The 17,367-nt window shown below is 69.0% G+C and carries 14 protein-coding genes; 7 read left to right on the top strand and 7 right to left on the bottom strand.

Features of this window, described 5'->3' with window-relative positions; all coding sequences use genetic code 11:
• The first annotated feature begins 50 nt into the window (after positions 1 to 50).
• Positions 51 to 632, top strand: coding sequence for a dCTP deaminase (gene dcd, locus AB0M56_RS01125; RefSeq protein WP_220245217.1), 582 nt, complete (start codon positions 51 to 53; stop codon positions 630 to 632).
• On the opposite strand, the gene AB0M56_RS01120 is transcribed toward dcd, so the two are convergent.
• Positions 629 to 1,816, bottom strand: coding sequence for an FAD-dependent monooxygenase (locus AB0M56_RS01120; RefSeq protein WP_364169540.1), 1,188 nt, complete (start codon positions 1,814 to 1,816; stop codon positions 629 to 631). The two genes, dcd and AB0M56_RS01120, sit on opposite strands and share 4 nt — an antisense overlap.
• A gap of 88 nt (positions 1,817 to 1,904) precedes the next feature.
• On the opposite strand from AB0M56_RS01120, the gene AB0M56_RS01115 reads away from it, so the two are divergent.
• From AB0M56_RS01115 to AB0M56_RS01105, 3 genes are all read left to right on the top strand, one after another.
• On the top strand, positions 1,905 to 2,375 hold the full coding sequence (locus AB0M56_RS01115) for a MarR family transcriptional regulator (RefSeq protein ID WP_364169537.1): 471 nt from the start codon (positions 1,905 to 1,907) through the stop codon (positions 2,373 to 2,375).
• A 63-nt stretch (positions 2,376 to 2,438) separates the two neighbouring features.
• On the top strand, positions 2,439 to 7,799 hold the full coding sequence (locus tag AB0M56_RS01110; RefSeq protein WP_364169534.1) for a hypothetical protein: 5,361 nt from the start codon (positions 2,439 to 2,441) through the stop codon (positions 7,797 to 7,799).
• A gap of 187 nt (positions 7,800 to 7,986) precedes the next feature.
• Entirely contained in the window at positions 7,987 to 8,736 is a 750-nt protein-coding gene (locus AB0M56_RS01105) for a CAP domain-containing protein (protein ID WP_364169532.1), read from the top strand.
• Between the two features lie 7 nt (positions 8,737 to 8,743).
• Here the strand turns inward: AB0M56_RS01105 and AB0M56_RS01100 are convergent, their stop codons facing one another.
• From AB0M56_RS01100 to AB0M56_RS01085, 4 genes are all read right to left on the bottom strand, one after another.
• Positions 8,744 to 9,748 carry a cation diffusion facilitator family transporter gene (locus AB0M56_RS01100; RefSeq protein ID WP_364169529.1) on the bottom strand — a complete coding sequence of 335 codons (1,005 nt, stop codon included), beginning with the start codon at positions 9,746 to 9,748 and terminating at the stop codon, positions 8,744 to 8,746.
• A 27-nt stretch (positions 9,749 to 9,775) separates the two neighbouring features.
• Positions 9,776 to 10,189 carry a DUF742 domain-containing protein gene (locus AB0M56_RS01095; RefSeq protein WP_364169526.1) on the bottom strand — a complete coding sequence of 138 codons (414 nt, stop codon included), beginning with the start codon at positions 10,187 to 10,189 and terminating at the stop codon, positions 9,776 to 9,778.
• Between the two features lie 300 nt (positions 10,190 to 10,489).
• Positions 10,490 to 11,434 (bottom strand): hypothetical protein, encoded by a 945-nt coding sequence (locus tag AB0M56_RS01090; protein ID WP_364169524.1) that lies wholly within the window; start codon positions 11,432 to 11,434, stop codon positions 10,490 to 10,492.
• Between the two features lie 137 nt (positions 11,435 to 11,571).
• The gene (locus AB0M56_RS01085; protein ID WP_364169521.1) at positions 11,572 to 13,833 is read right to left on the bottom strand and encodes a (Fe-S)-binding protein; all 2,262 of its coding nucleotides are present in this window, start codon (positions 13,831 to 13,833) and stop codon (positions 11,572 to 11,574) included.
• A 178-nt stretch (positions 13,834 to 14,011) separates the two neighbouring features.
• Here AB0M56_RS01085 and AB0M56_RS01080 point away from each other — a divergent pair, with 178 nt between their 5' ends.
• The 3 genes from AB0M56_RS01080 to AB0M56_RS01070 are packed head-to-tail and all read left to right on the top strand — an operon-like array spanning position 14,012 to position 15,379.
• Complete coding sequence (locus tag AB0M56_RS01080; protein WP_364169519.1) at positions 14,012 to 14,338, top strand: multidrug efflux SMR transporter; 327 nt, start codon at positions 14,012 to 14,014, stop codon at positions 14,336 to 14,338.
• Positions 14,335 to 14,895 carry a TetR family transcriptional regulator gene (locus AB0M56_RS01075; RefSeq protein ID WP_364169516.1) on the top strand — a complete coding sequence of 187 codons (561 nt, stop codon included), beginning with the start codon at positions 14,335 to 14,337 and terminating at the stop codon, positions 14,893 to 14,895. The genes AB0M56_RS01080 and AB0M56_RS01075 overlap by 4 nt, the downstream gene beginning before the upstream one ends.
• A 43-nt stretch (positions 14,896 to 14,938) precedes the next feature.
• Positions 14,939 to 15,379 (top strand): GNAT family N-acetyltransferase, encoded by a 441-nt coding sequence (locus AB0M56_RS01070; RefSeq protein WP_364169514.1) that lies wholly within the window; start codon positions 14,939 to 14,941, stop codon positions 15,377 to 15,379.
• Between the two features lie 17 nt (positions 15,380 to 15,396).
• Here AB0M56_RS01070 and AB0M56_RS01065 read toward each other — a convergent pair whose 3' ends face one another.
• Together AB0M56_RS01065 and AB0M56_RS01060 are read right to left on the bottom strand one after the other, a co-directional pair.
• On the bottom strand, positions 15,397 to 16,212 hold the full coding sequence (locus tag AB0M56_RS01065) for an IclR family transcriptional regulator (RefSeq protein ID WP_354865302.1): 816 nt from the start codon (positions 16,210 to 16,212) through the stop codon (positions 15,397 to 15,399).
• Between the two features lie 245 nt (positions 16,213 to 16,457).
• Positions 16,458 to 17,357 carry an amidohydrolase family protein gene (locus AB0M56_RS01060; RefSeq protein WP_364169511.1) on the bottom strand — a complete coding sequence of 300 codons (900 nt, stop codon included), beginning with the start codon at positions 17,355 to 17,357 and terminating at the stop codon, positions 16,458 to 16,460.
• Positions 17,358 to 17,367 lie beyond the last annotated feature (10 nt).

The raw sequence follows: 17,367 nt of genomic DNA, 5'->3' as shown, positions 1-17,367 counted from the left end.
CTGAACCAGCCTGATCCCACCTGGTTCAAAGCAGACGTTAGGCTGCGTCCGTGCTGCTCAGTGACCGTGACCTCCGCAAAGAGCTCGACGCCGGCCGGCTCGGGATTGATCCGTTTGATGCCGCGATGGTCCAGCCGTCGAGCATCGATGTGCGGTTGGATCGGTTCTTCCGGGTGTTCGACAACAGCAAGTACACGCACATCGACCCGCAGCTGCAGCAGGACGAGCTGACCTCGCTGGTCGAGAAGGAGGGCGAGGAGCCCTTCGTGCTGCACCCGGGCGAGTTCGTGCTCGGGTCGACCTACGAGATGGTCACGTTGGCCGACGACCTCGCCGGGCGGCTCGAAGGCAAGTCGTCGCTGGGGCGGTTGGGGTTGCTGACGCACTCGACCGCGGGCTTCATCGACCCGGGCTTCTCGGGGCACATCACGCTCGAGCTGTCGAACGTCGCGAACCTGCCGATCACGCTGTGGCCCGGCATGAAGATCGGCCAGCTGTGCATCTTCCGCCTGTCCAGCTCGGCGGAGTTCCCGTACGGCTCGAAGGAAGCGGGCTCCCGCTACCAGGGCCAGCGCGGCCCGACGCCGAGCCGGGCGTACAAGAACTTCCACCGCGTGGACACCTGGCGCTAGACCGACACCGGGGCCGCCCAGTCGATGCGGTGGTTCCACATGAACGCGTTGGGGTCCTCGCCGCCGGCGTTCCTGATGGTGCGCCGGATGAAGAAGTCGCGGACGACGCGGCCGAAGAAGCCCGGCGATTTGTGGTCGCCGTTGCGTTTTCCCTGCGCCACCACCGCTTCCACGCGTGAGCGGCGCAAGGCCTCGAACGTCGACAGTGCGGCGGCCGGAGCGACGTCACGCAGGCATTGCGCCAGAGTGACGGCGTCCTCGATCGCCATCGACGCGCCCTGGCCGGCCGCCGGTGACGTCGCGTGGGCGGCGTCGCCGATGATGCCGATGCGGCCGCGGTGCCAGACCGGCAGGGACGGGAAGTCGTAGGTCGGCCATGGCGCGTAGAGGTGCTCCGTGGCGCCGATGATCTCGGCGGCGCGAGTGCGGTCGCCGCGCACCAGGTCCAGCAGCTCGGCGCGCCATTCAGCGGCACTCGGTACCGGTGACGAGGGCGTCGGCTCGGTCGCGCGCGGGACATTCGCGAACCACCACACTGAACCGTCCGGGTGCACGACGTGCGCGAAGAACACCTTGCGGCCGAACACCATGTGCATCACGCCCGATTCGTCGTCGAGCCGCACAGCCGTGGTGAAGCCGCCGGTGTTGAGCAGCGGGACGTACCGGGGCGCCGGCGCGGCCGGGTCGAGGATCCGGCGCACGGTGGACCGCAGGCCGTCCGCGCCGATCAGCAGGTCGCCGGACTCCGACGAGCCGTCGGCGAATACCGCGGTGACCTCGGCCGACGTCTGCGAAGCGTCCGTGAGCCGCCGGCCGAACTCCGTGCGCACCCCGCGTCTGGCGGCCTCGTCGCGCAGCGCGACGTAGAGGTCCGAGCGGCGCACGGTCTGGCTCACCGTGCCGTCGGGCAGCGGTCCGCCCAACGGGAACTCGGCGCGCCGCTTGCCGTCGCCAAGCCCGATGCTCATCCTCGGCGTGTCGAACCCCAGGCCTTTGACCAGGTCTTTCAGCCCGAACGGCGCCAGCGCGTCAAGCCCGTTCACGGCCAGCGTGAGGAACGCGCCGACCCCTTCGGCCGTGCGGTCGTACGCCTCGAACAGCACCGGCTCGTGGCCCACCTCGTGCAGCGCGATCGCCGTGATCGTGCCCGCGATACCTCCGCCCGCGATCAACACCCGTGACATCCTTCGCCCCCTCGTATAGTTCACTGAATCGAATATTTCGATGCATCGAATAATACTGCCGATCGAATGATGCGCTAGGCTGCCCGTCGTGTCAACCGAGCACGAGAAACTGGTCGACGAGCTGCTGCTCAAGTCGCGGGAGCTGTCCACGGAGACGGTCATGTTCCACACCGCGATCGCGATCCTGCGCGACCTCTCGGCAGTCGAGAGCAAGGTGCTCGACTACGTCGCGCGCCTCGGCCCGCTCACGCCGAAGGAGCTCGCGGAGTACGCGGGCCTGGCACCGGCGTCGATCACCGCGCTGATCGACCGGCTCGAGCGCAAGCAGATGGTCACCCGCTCGCCGCACCCGGACGATCGGCGGAAGGTGCTCGTCGGTGTGGAAGAGGAGACGATCGAGCGGGCCGTGTCCCTGTGGGACCACATCGTGGCCGCGACGCGCGAGCTCGCGAACGACTACTCCGAAGGTGAACTCCGAACGGTGATCGGGTTCCTCGAAAGAGCCGCGGCGGTCACCCACGAGTCGACCTTGCGCCTCACCAGTCGCTCGCTGGAGTGAGTTGCGGCCACGGCCGGGTTGGAAAACGCGATTCGTTCACCGGTTCGTGGAAAGCTCGCGGACATGGGCTCGGCCGGGAAACGTCTGCTCGCGGTACTCGGCCTCCTGGCCACCTTCGTTGTCCCCGCGCACGCGGACACCGTCAAGGGATTGCAGCAGAATTACCACCAAGTGGTGTACGGCGATTTCCTCTACGCCGGCAACAGCGTGGTCGAGTGCACGCCGAGTGACGCCGACTGCGCGAACGCCGCCAGTCGCGAGACGAAGAAGCCCGCCGGCGATTTCGCATTGCGCTGGTCCGATGTGGACTCCGACGCGAGCACGTTCGACTCTTCCACCGCGTCGGTCACGGTCCCGCCGGGCGCGAAGGTCGCGTTCGCGCGGCTGAGCTGGGGTGGCACGAGGACGGCGTGCGCGAGTCCCGCCGGCGCACCGAAGACGCAGGCCGTGCGGTTTTCCGTCGGCGCAGCCCAAACCGACGTCACGCCCGGGTCCTACAACGAAGACGGCAAGTTCTACTCCGCCTACGCCGACGTGACCGGTCAGTTCGCGACGGCCCCGACCGGCGCGCCGCTCACCCTCACCGCAGCCAACGTCTGGACCACCGCCGGCCGCGGGTGTGGCGGGGGCTGGTCGGTGGCGATCGTCTTCTCCTACCCCGCGCGCGATCCGCAGTACGCGCCGGCCAAGCGCGCGGTTTACGTCTACGACGGTCACGTGCCGCAGGGTGCGAACGGTCCCGCCACGACCACCACCGTCACCGGTTTCCGCGCGGCCTCGGCCGACGCCCACGTCGGCGTGACCGCCGAAGGCGGCGACTGGGGCACGAGGGGTGACCGCTTCCTCATCAACGACAAACCCGTCGCCGAACCCGGCACCGGCGCGTCGGACAACTTCTTCGTGGCCAGCGCCGACAACGCCGCGAAACCCGACGTCAAGAACACCTTCGGCATCGACGCGAAGGCGTTCAGCAGCGACGCCGTGCCCAGCGGCGCAACCAACGCGAAGCTCGCTTTCAGCACGACAGGGGACGATTTCGTCGCGCAGAACCTCGTGTTCTCCGTACCCGTGCCGGATCTGCAGCTCGTGACCCACGCCGATCCGCCGCGCGCGCACGCGGGCGACCAGGTCACCGTGACGGTCGGTGTCACCAACCCGAACGACACCGCGGCCACCGGCGTCGAGGTCACCGACGAGCGCTTTCCCGCCTGTGGCAAGAAGATCGGCGAGCTCGCCGCGGGCGCGACCACGGGTTACCAGTGCACGGTGACCGCCCCGGACGACGACGTCACGAGCGCCGCGAAGGTCACCGGCACCAGCACGCTCGGTGACGCACTCGACGGCAGCGCGACCACTCACGTCGACGTCGTGCACCCGGCGATCACGCTCGCGCAGCAGGTCGACAAGGCGGCTTATCGCGTCGGCGACCCCGTGACGTTCACGGTCACCGCCACCAACAGCGGTGACGTGGCGCTCCACGACGTCGCCGTGACGGACGCGAAGGTCGGCGCGTGCGCGCGCACGATCGGGACACTCGCGCCGGGCCAGCGCACCACCGGTACCTGCACGGCGAAGGCGCCGGTGCCCGACACCAGTGCGTCCGTCACCGGAACGGATCCGCTGGCCAAGACGGTGACGGCCAAGGCCGATGTCAAGGTCCCCCTCATCGCGCCCGCCCTGGACGTCACCAAGACGGTGGACCCCGCCGTCGTCCACGCCGGTGAGCAGGTGACCTGGACGATCACCGTGCGCAACACCGGCGACAGCCCGCTGAGCCCCGTGGCCGTCACCGACGCCACCACGCCGGAGTGCTCGCGGACGTTCGGCGCGCTCGCCGCCGGCGCTCAGCAGAGCTTCCCGTGCGTGGCGAACCCAGCGCTGACCACGACGAACACGGTGACGGCGACCGGTACCGACCGGTCCGGCCAGCCCGTCACTGACACCGCGTCGGCCACGGCGAAGGTGATCCACCCGGCGTTGTCGCTCACGAAGACGGCCGCGCCGGCGCGGGTGCGCGAGGGGGACCGCGTGACCTTCACCGTCACGCTGAAGAACACCGGTGACGCGCCGCTCGACGAGGTCGCGGTGGCCGACGACCGCGCACCCGGCTGTGTGCGGAAGTTCGGCACGCTCGCCCCGGAGGCCACGCAGACCTACCGGTGCGACCTGCTCGCGCCGGGCGACGACTTCACCGACCCCGCCATCGCGACCGGCAAGGATGAGCTGGGCAAACAGCTCAGCGTGACGGCCGACGCGCCAGTCGACGTCATCCATCCGGCCGTCGCGGTCACGGAATCCGCCGCACCCGCGCAGGTACGCGAAGGGGACCGCGTGGCTTTCAGCGTCACGGTGCGCAACACCGGCGACGTCCCGCTGGACGAGCTCGCCGTGACCAGCAGCAAGGTTCCCGACTGCGCCAAGCAGCTCGGAATCCTGGCACCGCAGGGGAAACAGACCTTCACCTGCACCGCGGTGGCCGGAACGGACGGCTTCCCCAACTCCGTCACCGTCACGGGAACAGACCCGACCGCCCGCACCGTCACGGCTTCGGCCGATGCGAAGTTCACCGTCCAGCACCCGGCCGTCACGCTCACCACCACCGTCCAAGGTGGACCCTTCCGCGAACACGACAGCGTGCCGATCCAGGTCACCGTCAAGAACACTGGCGACACCCCACTCACGAAGCCGCACGTCACCACCGCGGAGCGCGCCGACGCGTGCACGCAGGACCACGACACCCTGGCACCCGGCGCCACCTGGACCTTCAGCTGCACCACCATCGCACCCGCAGACGACGTCACCGAATCGCTCACCGTCACCGCCGCCCCACCGGTGGGACCGCTCGTGACGGCGAGCGCCGAGGCCACCCTCGACGTGATCCACCCGGCCATCGCCGTCACGCAGACGGTCACGCCGACGGTCGTAAAGCCAGGCGAGCCGGCGACGTTCACGATCACCGCCACCAACACGGGCGACGCCGAACTGCACGACGTCACCGTCGAAGACCCGGCAGCACCCGAATGCGCCCACCGCCTCGGAATCCTGGCCCCGCAGGCGAAACAGAACTACACCTGCACCCACTCCGCCGGCGACGACCTCACCAGCACCGCCAAAGTCACCGGCACCGATCCGTCGAACCGCCCGGTCACCGCGACCGCCGACGCGCACCTCGACGTGATCCACCCCGCCGTCACGATCACGCAGTCGGCAACGCCGCAGCAAGTGCGCGAAGGGGACCAAGTCACCTTCACGATCACAGCGAGCAACACCGGCGACGTCCCGCTCACCAAGGTGTCCATTATGGACGACAAGACCCCGGCCTGCGTCCGCCCGGACGGCAACACCCTCGCCCCCGGCGCCACCGACCACTACACCTGCACGACCAATGCCGGCTCCGACGGCTACACCAACACCGCGAAAGTCACCGCCACCGACCCGCTCGGCGGCACCGTCACCGCGACGGCCGACGCCTCCTTCACCGTCGTCCACCCCGGCCTCTCGCTCACCCGCACCGTGCACGGCGGTCCCTTTCGCGCCGGCGACGCCGTGACCACGACACTCACCGTCACCAACACCGGCGACTCACCGGTCACCGCCGTGCAAGTAACTGACGACCGAGTACCGGCGTGCGCCAAGACCTTCGCCACCCTGACCCCCGACGCGACCCAGTCCTACGACTGCACCTCACCCGCCCCCGCCGACGACACCGTGCTCACCGCACGAGTCACCGGCACCCCCACCACCGGCCCCGCACTCACCGCGACCGCCGACGCGAAAATCGACGTGATCCACCCGGCACTCACCGTGAAACCCGTTGCCGCACAGGCACAAGCGCGACCCGGCGACGACGTCACGATCACCGTCACCGTCGCCAACACCGGCGACACCCCGCTGACGAAAATCACCCTCACCGGCTGTGCCCACGCCTTCGACCAGCTGGCCACCGGCGCCGCCGCCACCTACACCTGCACCGTCAAAACCGCGCCCGACGACTTCACCACCACCGTCAACGCGACGGCCAACGACCCGACGACCCGCCCTGTGACCACGTCCGGCACCACGAACGTCGATGTGATCCACCCCGAGCTCGCGATCATGGGCGACGCCGAGCCGTACCAGGTCCGCGAAGGCGACACCGTCACGTTCTCCGTGCTGGTGAAGAACGTCGGCGACGTACCGCTGACCAAGGTGTCCGTTGTGGACGATCACACCGCCGCCTGCGGCCGCGGCTTCGCGGCCCTCGCGCCCGACGCCGAGGAGACCTACACCTGCACGACGGTCGCGGGCAAAACCGGATTCACCAGCACCACCAAGGCCACCGGCACCGATCCGACCCAACGCACGGTGACGTCGTCGGCGCAAGCGTCGTTCGAGGTGCTGCAACCGAAACTCACCGTCACGAAAACCAGCACCGCAGGTCCCTTCGCCCCCGACGACTCCGTGCGGTTCGACCTCGTCCTCACCAACACCGGCGACACCAACCTGCACGACGTCCACGTCACCGACCCCCACGCTCCCGAGTGCTCGCGGACCTTCCCGACGCTGCCCGTCAACGGCATCCAGCGCTACCCGTGCACCACCACCGCGACCGGCACGACCACCGACACCACCCAGGTCAGCGCCACCCCGACCCGCGGCGCCCCCATCACCACCACCGCGCACGCGCCCGTCCCCGTGATCCACCCCGGCCTCACCGTCAGGACCGATCACCTCGACCAGCCCATCCGCTCCGGTGACCCCGTGACGTACCTGACCACCGTCCGCAACACCGGAGACGCAGCACTGCACGACGTGACCGTTCGCGCCACCGACCCGGCTTGCGCGTTCACGCTGCCCAGACTCGAGCCCGGCACCGAAACCCTCCGCGCGTGCACCCTCACGGCCCAATCGACGGCCGTCACCGACACCACCGCCACCGCCCAAGACCCCGCCGGCCACCAGCTCACGGCGGCCGCCACCACGACCACCAACGTCGAGAACTCCCCAGCCCCCAAGCGGGCCCACCCCACCCCGCGCCCAGCTCTGAACCTCACCGAACAAGCCGAGCCCACTGCCAACCCCGGCGACACCGTCACGTTCCTCGTCACCGCCGCCAACACCGGCACCACCCCGCTCACACTCGACGGCCACCACCTCGACCCCGGCAGCCGGCGCGAATGGACCCGCACCGCCACCGCACCCCGCGCAGGCACGCTCACCGACGCCGTCGAAGTCACGGCCCGACCCGACGCCGCGAAACCGCTCACCGTCCGAGCCGCCGCGACCGTCCGGATCCTCGGCCCCCACGCCCGACCGGCCGCACAAACGCAGCCGATCCCCGGCCCCGATCCGGACCGAACCACCGACGCGTTGGTCAGCCTCGCCCTCCTCGCCGCAGGTGCGCTGCTCCTGCGCGTCACCCGCAGGCCACGAGCCGTGAGCTGAGTCTCCCCAGCCTCTCTCCACCCCAGCGCGCACCGGAGATCACCATCCCCCTGCACCAGGAAACCCCCGCACCACGTGATCATTTCCCGGGCTTGATCAAATAAGGCACTGCGCCTTTCGGGGTAACGGTCGTAATCGGTTCGTGATAGTTTTCTCGCCCGTGTCCCCCATTGGTGCGCGTGGTCGAGTGGTTTTGGTGTCACTGAGTGTTCTTCTCGGCGGTTTCTCCGCCGCTGGAGGGACAGTATGGCTCCACGACGGACCCAGCGTGGCGACTCTCGGTAGCGCCGCGACAGGGCAGTCCGACCCGCTGTCCGGCGTGCCGCCGGTCGATCCCTACGCGAAGCAGCCGTCGTCGTCCACGCCGGGCGGCATCCCGGCCCCGGGCACGGGCGGCGCGGGCGGCACCCCGACGTCCGGTTCGACCGCCCCCACGACGTCGACCTCCGCCGGCCCAGGCCCGACGTCGACGCCCGCGTCCGGCACCACGGGCTCCGGCACCCCCGCGCCGCCCAAGCCGGATCCCAAGACCACCCCGACGTCGACCACCCAGCCCCGCACCACGAACCCCTCGATGGCAGGGCAGGTCGTGGACCTCGTGAACGACGAGCGCGCCAAGGCCGGCTGCGACCCCGTCGCCGAAGAGTCCCACCTCGACCAGGCCGCGCAGGACCACAGCGACGACATGTCGGCCCGCAACTACTTCTCGCACGACACGCCTGAGGGCAAGCATTTCGACGAGCGCATCCGCGACGCCGGCTACAGCAAGCCAGGCGCCGAGAACATCGCGAAGGGCGCGACGAGTGCGAAGCAGGTGATGCAGCTGTGGATGAACTCCAGCGGACACCGCGCGAACATCCTCAACTGCTCGCTGACCAAGCTCGGCGTCGGCGTGACCACCGCCGGCTGGTACTGGACGCAGGACTTCGGGTACTGAACAAGCCCTACCGCGAATCCTCGATCGGCCGCGTGGTCAAGTCGCCGTAGCGCGCCAGCACGGCCGCCCGCAGGCTCGGATCCGTCCGCGGCACCGGCTCGATGAACACCTCGGTGACGTCGTGGAACCCCTCGGTCAGCTCGCCCGCGATCCGCACGCAGGCGAACTCGACATCGGCCGCGCCCAGTGAATCGTCGAAGTCCACGCGGGCGCACACCAGCACCTGGTCCGTACCCATCAGCATCGTCTGCAGGTCCACCAGTGCCTCGATCTCGGGCGCCGCCACGAGGTGGTCGCGCACGCCGCGCACGATCCGCGGATCGGCCTGGCGCCCCACTAGCAGACCCCGGTTGGTGCGCCCCAGGAGGTACGCGACGCAGGCGAGCAGCAGGCCGATGAGGATCGACGCGATCCCGTCGTAGAGCGAAGAACCCGTGAGCTGGTGCAACCCGATACCGGCGAATGCGAGCAGCAGGCCGATCAGCGCGGCTGAGTCCTCGAACAGCACAGTCTTGGGCGCGGGATCGTCGATCATGCGCAGGTAAGTGAAGAACGAGCGGCCCTCGGCCCTCGACTCCTTGCGCACCTGCCGAATGGCCTGCAGCCACGAGATGCCCTCGAGCACGAACGCCGCAGCGAGCACACCGTAGGCGACGATCGGGTCGGTCTGCTCCTCCGGCTCGCCGAACACGGTGGTGAAGCCTTCGTACAGCGCGAACATCGCGCCCGAGGCGAAGATCGAGACGGCCGCGAGCAGCGACCAGAAGTAGCGCTCCTTGCCGTAGCCGAACGGGTGGACGCGGTCGGCCGGGCGCTCCGAACGCTTCAACGCCGTGAGCAGCAGGACCTCGGTGATGGTGTCGGCGAAGGAGTGCGCGGCCTCCGACAGCATCGCGCCCGAGCCGGTGATGATCCCGGCGATCAGCTTCAGGATGGCGATGGCCAGGTTCACGCCGCCGGCCAGCAGCACCGTGAGGGTGCTCTCGCCGCCCGATTCCTCTTGCTCACTCACGCGCAGAAGACTAGCCGCGCGGGTGGGTCAGAGTCGGTTGAGACCCGAAAGCACTCGCTCCATGAGCGCGATCGCCGGCCGGCCGTCCTCTTTGCGCTGCGGCGCGTGGATCGTCACGAGGCCGAGCTCGGCCAGGTCGTCGAGCAGGACCCGGGCGACGCCGAGCGGAACGCTCAGCGTGGCGGCGACCTCGGCCACCGAGCGCGGGTACAGGCACAGCGACCGCACGATCCGGAACTCGCCCTTCACCTGCGGCCCGTTCCAGCGCGGGTCCCGGGCGTTGGCCTTCACGAGCGCCTCGATGGCGAGGTTGCGGCGGGAATGCGTGCGGCCACGGGTGAGGACGTACGGCCGGACGAGCGTCCGCGGGCCGGGAACCGGTGACGGGTCGGAGACCCAGCCGTCGCCCGCCACGGGCTCGCCCGCGAACTCCTCGGGCACTTCGCTCGGCCAAACGGGTTCGGGGGCCCGGCCCGGCGCGACGCTGACTCGCCCGGAAGGCGGAAAGGGGGTTCCCGAGTGACCGATGTAACCAGGCCCGCTGTACCCGTTCACCACGTCGCGCCCCCTTATATCGGTAGCCGAATTCGCTTCCCGCAAGCGGCGTTGGTCGCGAGGAACCGTAGATTACGCCCGTTGTCCTGCCTGTCATCGGCAATGTGACGAAGCCGGACCAGAGGTGCAGAAATTGTGCACGGTAAACGTTTTCGCAGCCATTCCGGTGCGTCCGTGCCTCTTGCGTCAAACGTTTACCGGAATTCGCCGACGGGCCGTGAGCGCGAGTACCGAAAGCGTCGCGGCCACGAGGACCACCTGTTCGATCAGCGCGCCCGGGTTGCCCGCGGCGGTCAGCAGACCGACCCAGCAGTACGTGACAATCGCGCCTGCTGCCAGGGAAAACGCGGGCGGGCGGCAGCGCACGGCGAACGCGACCACGGCCACTTCGAGCGCCAGCATCAACGCGACCGTGCCCCACGAATGGAGCAACACGGTCTTGTCCACCAGGTGGAACAGCGTGCTCACCCCCAGCCCGACGGTGAACCCGGCCCACGCCGAGCCCCGCGTGTCAAGGGTTCGGACGGGCAGGCGCAAGGCAAACCACACGAGCCCGACGGCGACCACGGCCGCGCCGACGAGCTGACCGGGCGCCGCGAGGAACGCCGGAGTTCCCATCATGCGAGACACCAGGAATGTCCCCACCGCGCCGACGAGCAGCGCGCAGGTCCACGCCACCGTGCCTGGCCGGCGCAGCCACCGCTCGCGCCCGGAGAACGCGTCCGCGATCGCGATCGGCGCGCAGATGCTCCAGACCACGTGCAGCGTCAGCACGAACACCGTCCACTGGCCACCGATGCCGAGCCCGGGCACGTGCGCGGGGCTCAGGAGGTCGAGGCCGAGGTAGTGCGGGTTGAACAACGTTTGCGTGAGCAGGCCTTCTTCGACGACGCCGAAAGCCAGCGCGAGCGTGAGGATCGTCGGCCGGCCCCGGCCGCGGCGGCGCGCGACCTCGCGGATCAGTACCGCGGCCGAGCCGTAGAGCGCCACGAACATCGCGAACATGCCGAGTTGCTGGGTGATCAATACCTGGCCGGGCGGCCCGGCCAGGTATTGATCACCGAGCAGGAATTCGGCGACGAACGGGGAGAACAGAGCGAGCGCGACAACCGCTGTCTTGCGAAATGGCATGAGGTGATCGTGTCGCTCTGCGAGCATTCGTACACGGGCCGTTAATCACGACTGTTCCCGTGACAAATGATCGAGAAACGCCCCTTTCATGATGGCGAGCCATCATGAAAGGGGCGTTCATTCCAGTTTGGGACCGGCTATTCGGCCGAAGCCGACTGCTCCTCGTCCGCTGCTTCTGCCGGAGCCTCCTCCAGTGACGGCGCCCCCGTCGCCACCAAGGCGGACTCCGGCTTGCGCTTCACCGCCGTGAGCAGCAGCTGAGCCACGTCCACGACCTCGACCCGCTCGCTCGCGAGGCCGTCGCTCTGGCGCGCGGTCACGCCGTCGGTGAGCATCACGCGGCAGAACGGGCAGCCGGTCGCGATCTTCGACGGCGCGGTGCCGAGCGCCTCGTCCACGCGCTCGACGTTGATCCGCTTGCCGATCTTCTCTTCCATCCACATCCGCGCGCCGCCGGCGCCGCAGCACATGGACCGGTCACCGTGGCGGGGCATCTCGCGCAACTTCGCGCCCGAAGCCCCGACGAGCTCACGCGGAGCGTCGTAGACCTTGTTGTGGCGGCCGAGGTAGCACGGGTCGTGGTAGGTGACGTCCTCCGCGACGGGCGCGACCGGCGTCAGGTACTTCTCCCGCACCAGGCGGTTGAGCAGCTGCGTGTGGTGCACGACGTCGAACTGGCCGCCCAGCTCCGGGTACTCGTTGGCCAGCGTGTTGAAGCAGTGGGCGCAGGTCACCACGACCTTGCGCGCCTTGCGCTCGCGGCCCTCGAACACCGAGTTCAGGACCTCGACGTTCTGCTGGGCCAGCATCTGGAACAGGAACTCGTTGCCCGCGCGGCGCGCCGGGTCACCGGTGCACGACTCCTCCGAGCCGAGCACGGTGTACTTCACGCCCGCGATGTGCAGCAGCTCGGCCACGGCGCGCGTGGTCTTCTTCGCGCGGTCCTCGAAGGCACCGGCGCAGCCGACCCAGAACAGGTACTCTGCGTCACCCAGGTCGCCTTCGAAGACGGGCACCTCGAAGTCGAGGTCCTCCGTCCACTGGAGACGGTCCTTGGCGTTCTGGCCCCACGGGTTGCCCTTGTTCTCCAGGTTCTTGAACATGCCGTTGAGCTCGGTGGGGAACGAAGACTCGATCATCACCTGGTAGCGGCGCATGTCGACAATGTGGTCGACGTGCTCGATGTCCACCGGGCACTGCTCCACGCAGGCGCCACACGAAGTGCAGGACCACAGCATGTCGGGGTCGATCACGCCCCCGTCTTCGGCGCCGCCGATCAACGGCCGCTCGGACTCGGCCAGCGCCAGCACGTCGATACCCGCATGCGAGTTGTCGCCGGTCAAACCGATCTCGTCGCCCGCCATGTCCCGCTTGCCGCCGGCCAGCAGGTACGGCGCCTTCGCGTACGCGTGGTCGCGCAGCTGCGTGATCAGCAGCTTCGGCGACAGCGGCTTGCCCGTGTTCCACGCGGGGCACTGCGACTGGCAGCGCCCGCACTCGGTGCAGGTGGAGAAGTCGAGCCAGCCCTTCCAGCTGAAGTCCTCGACCTTGCCGACGCCGAACGTGTCCTCGTCCGGATCGGCTTCCTCGAGGTCGAGCACCTTGCCCTTGCTCATCATCGGCTTCACCGCGCCGAGCGCGACGCCACCGTCGTCCTCGCGCTTGAAGTAGATGTTGAAGAACGCGCTGAAGCGGTGCCACGCGATGCCCATGGTCATCGTGCGGGCCACCACGATCAGCCACACCGTGGCGCTCATCAGCTTGATGAACGCGAACACCGACACGAGCGCGGCGCTGGCAGGCAGCGCGTGCGAAAGCGGGTTGGACACGAAGGCGGCCCACGTCGGCGTCTCGTGCACGCCCATCGCGGCCTTCGCCGCGCGCACGCCGATGATGCCGATGCCCTCGATGATCACCACGGCCTCGACGAAGTAGGCCCACTTGAAGTTCGAGCCCGCGAAGCGCGACTGCCGGTCGGCACGGCGCGGGTGGTTGGCCTGGCGAATGATCACCAGGCCGATGCCGCCGACGATCGTGGCCACGCCGAGCAGCTCCATGAGCAGGCTCCACAGCGACCAGTCCTCGAGGACCGGCCAGCCCCACGTCGGCACGAACACCTCGCCGTAGGCCTCGAACAGCGCGAGCGACCCGATGAGGAAGCCCCACATCACCATCCAGTGCCAGGGCGCGACCTGACGGAACTTCGCCATGCGCGTGTGCGCGGCGAACTCCTTGATCAGGGTGCCGAGCCGCGGCATGAACGGTCCGTTGCGCGTCGGGTCGGGCTGGCCCAGCCGGATCACCCGCACGAAGCGGGCGATGGTGGCGATGAACAGTCCCCAGGCGACGATGCCCAGGAGGACCGAGATCCCCCCGAGCGTCAGCTCTACAGCGCCCATCGTCGGGTGCCTTTCGTCCGGTGTGGTGGTGCCGGTGCCTGTGCGTTTCTCACAGCGCCGGTGCCGAGCAGGGTAACGCTTCTTACTGATGGGTAACTGGTTGGCAGCGCCCAAGTCCCACCGATGTGGTGCACGCCTCGCTGGCTAGTGAGACGATCGTTCAGGTAGTTTCGTACTCATGGGTGCTTACTTGTACCTCGCTTTGGCGATCGCCGCAGAAGTGACGGCCACCGTTTCCCTGAAGCTCTCCGAGGGCTTCACGAAAGTCTTGCCGTCCGCGCTGGTCGCCGTCGGGTACGGCGTAGCGTTCTTCGCACTTTCCCGCGTGCTGAAGTCGGGGTTGCCGCTCGGCATCGCGTACGCGGTGTGGGCCGCCGTCGGCGTGGCGCTCGTGGCGATCATTGGGGTCCTGTTCCTCAAGGAACCGATCAACCTGGTGATGGCCGGCGGGCTCGTGCTCGTGATCGGCGGGGTGGTGCTGATCGAGGTCGGGAGCAACCAGTGAAGATCCAGGTCGACGGACGCAAGGCGCGCGGCGAGAAGCGGCGCGCGGAGATCATCGCGGCCACCCTGCGGGTGATCGAGCGCGACGGCGTCGCGGGCGTCACGCACCGCACGGTGGCGGTGGAGGCCGACGTGCCCACCGCGTCGACCACGTACCACTTCGCCTCGCTCGACGACCTGCTCGTGGCCACGCTCATCTCCTGCGCGCGCGACATGGCCACCGAGGTCTACTGGATGATCGACCGCGCCCGTTCCCGCGGCAGCCGCGGCGCCGAAGAGGTCGCCGGCCTGCTCGCGGAGGCACTCGGACCGCGCCGCGGGCGCACGATGGCCGAGTACGAACTGTACCTGCTGGCCGCGCGCAAACCCGAGCTGCGCCCGGCCGCGCGGCGCTGGCTCGACGTCCTCACGTCCATGGTCCGCCACGACAACGAGGTCGCGTTCCGCGTGTTCCTCGCCGGCATCGACGGCTTGCTGATCCAGGGCCTGATCGACGACGAACCGCCCTCGGCCGAAGAGCTGCGGCCCGTAGTGGACTACCTGCTCAAGCCTCGTTGAAACTCCCGTGCGCTCTTTTCACGAGTTCGGCTAACTTGCCCGCATGCGGATCGCAGGCGACTACGAACTCGACGACGACCCCGGCCGGCTCGATCTCGACGTGCTGTGGAAGTTCCTCTCCACCGAGGCCTACTGGGGCCGCTGGCGCACGCGTGATCAGGTCGAGGCGGCCGTCGCCGGGTCCTGGCGCGTGGTCGGCGCGTACGAGCGCGCCACCGGCCACCAGGTCGGCTTCGCGCGGGCGATCTCCGACGGCGTGACGTCGGCCTACCTCGCCGACGTGTTCGTGGTCGAAGACGCGCGTGGTTCGGGGCTGGGCAAGGAGATCGTGCGCGAAATGATCGACAACGGCCCGGGCGCCGGCATGCGCTGGATGCTGCACACGGCCGACGCGCACGGGCTGTACCGGCAGTTCGGGTTCGGCGAGCACACCAAGGGCCGGTTCCTCGAACGCGAGGGTGCCAACCGGGAAGCGCTCCGGTAGACCGGTCGGTCGAATTTTCAGTTGTCCTTGGCGGACAACAACTTCGAGAAGTGCGCCGCCCCGGCACGGGCGGCACGTTCGAGGTCCGAGCGGCGGTCGGCGAACTGATGCACCGGCACCGAGAACGCGACCGCACCCGTCACGCGTTGCTCGGTGTCGAGCACCGGCGCGGACACGCACGCCAGCTGGGGCTGGAACTCCTCGATCTCCAGCGCGATCCCCGAGCGCGCCACGGTTTCGAGCTCCGTCTCGAGGTCGCGCGACGTCACGCGGGTGCGGTCGGTGAGGCGGGGCATGCCAGCCCCCGCGAGGTAGTCGCGGCGCTCGCGCGCGGGCAGCGATGCCAGCATCACCTTGCCGAACGCGGTGGCGTGCGCGGCTTCGTGGAAACCGAAGTCGAGCGGCTGGGCGCGCGGGAACTCCGGCGAGTCGGCGACGGCCGCGACGACGACGTCGGTGTCTCGGAAGACCGTGTAGTACGCGGGCGCGCTCACGCGCAGGTGCAGCTGGTGCAGGCCGTCGCGCAGCTGGTGGTCGACGTCGAGCTCGCCGAGCAGGCTGTGGTAGAGGCCGCCGACCTTGTAGCCGAGGCCGAATCCCCGGCCGTGGCCGAGGCGGATCAAATAGCCTTCGTGGACCAGCGTGTTGAGCAGGTGGTAGGTGGTCGAGAGCTTGTAACCGGCGCGCCGGGCCACGGCTTTGGCCGCGATGCCGTCACCGGCACCGGCCACGATCTCGAGCACGCGCAGCGCCCGCTGCGCCGAACCGATCAGCCCGCTGGGTTCCTTCTCGGTGATGTCGTCGTCGGAAAGCGGCAGGGCGGGTTCGGACACAGCGGCACCTCCGTGAAACCGTTCGGCAGTGAACGGGCGATCACATGCGCCCACCACCATACGTGCTCCGAACGGCTCAAGTGGAGCACCCGGTCGGCAACGATTCCGACGTCGCCGCGGGTGCTCACACCGACCGGGCCTCGGCTTCACCCGGTGAGATCAGTGCAGGTCGCCCGCCGACCGGCCGTGGTGACTCCGGCGTACCGGGATCTCGGCCCGCTGGACCGAACGGGTGAGTCCCGGCGTCACACCGGTACTTTCGAGTTCGAACCGATCTCGGCCGCCGCTTCGGTCCTCCCGCAGCCGTCCGGCACCTCGAGGTCGTACAGGCGAGCCGCGTTGAGGCCGAGGATCTTCTTCTTCACGTCCGTGGTGAGCTCGCCGTACTCGTCCTGGAAGTCCTCCGGCATCTCGAAGTCCACAAAGGACTCGATCAGCCACTTCGGGTGCTGGAGCCCGTAGTCGCTGGCGAACGTGATCCGGTTCTCGTCCATCCAGTAGAGCAGTTCGCCGATGATCTCGGCGAACTGGCGCGGCCGGGTGAGGATGGCGGGCAACGCGAGCGCGAGGCCGGCGTACACGTTCGGCTCCTGCGTGGCGATCCAGCAGAAGTCCTGCAGCCGCGCCAAGCCCACGTGCTCGACGATGAAGCGCAGGTCGGGGAACGCTGCGGCGACCTCGTCGAGGCCGGCGGCGTCGAAGGCCGCGGACGCGTCGGAGCCGCCCGTGCCATCCGAGCCGTCGCGGTCGAGCGGGCGGATCGAGGGGGCGGCGTGGAGGTGGATGTTGCGGATGCCGAGCTCCTGGCACTTCTCCAGGAAGCGGTAGGAGCCCGGGTCCGACAGCTGCCGGCCCGCCTGTTCGGTGGTGACGAGCTTGACGCCCTTGAGGTTCCCGGCGACCGGCTCGAGGCCGGCGACGGTGAACCGGCCGGGGTACCGCTCGGTCAGCGCGCTCCCGGGTGCCGCGCCGTCGGGGTCGGCGGTGGCGGCGGGCTGGAAGATCGCGTGGTCCACGTACCCGGTTTCGAACAGGTCGTGGACGATCGTTTCCTCGCTCTGGTGGCGAAAGCCGACTTCCGTCGGCGTCCAGAAGTGCACGTGACCGTCGACGATGAAGTAGCGCTCGCCGTCCTTTTCGTACATCGGTGCCGGC

Source organism: Amycolatopsis sp. NPDC051372 (assembly GCF_040682095.1).
In the GTDB taxonomy this organism is placed as follows: Bacteria; Actinomycetota; Actinomycetes; order Mycobacteriales; family Pseudonocardiaceae; genus Amycolatopsis.
This window is presented reverse-complemented; position numbering and strand designations above follow the sequence as displayed.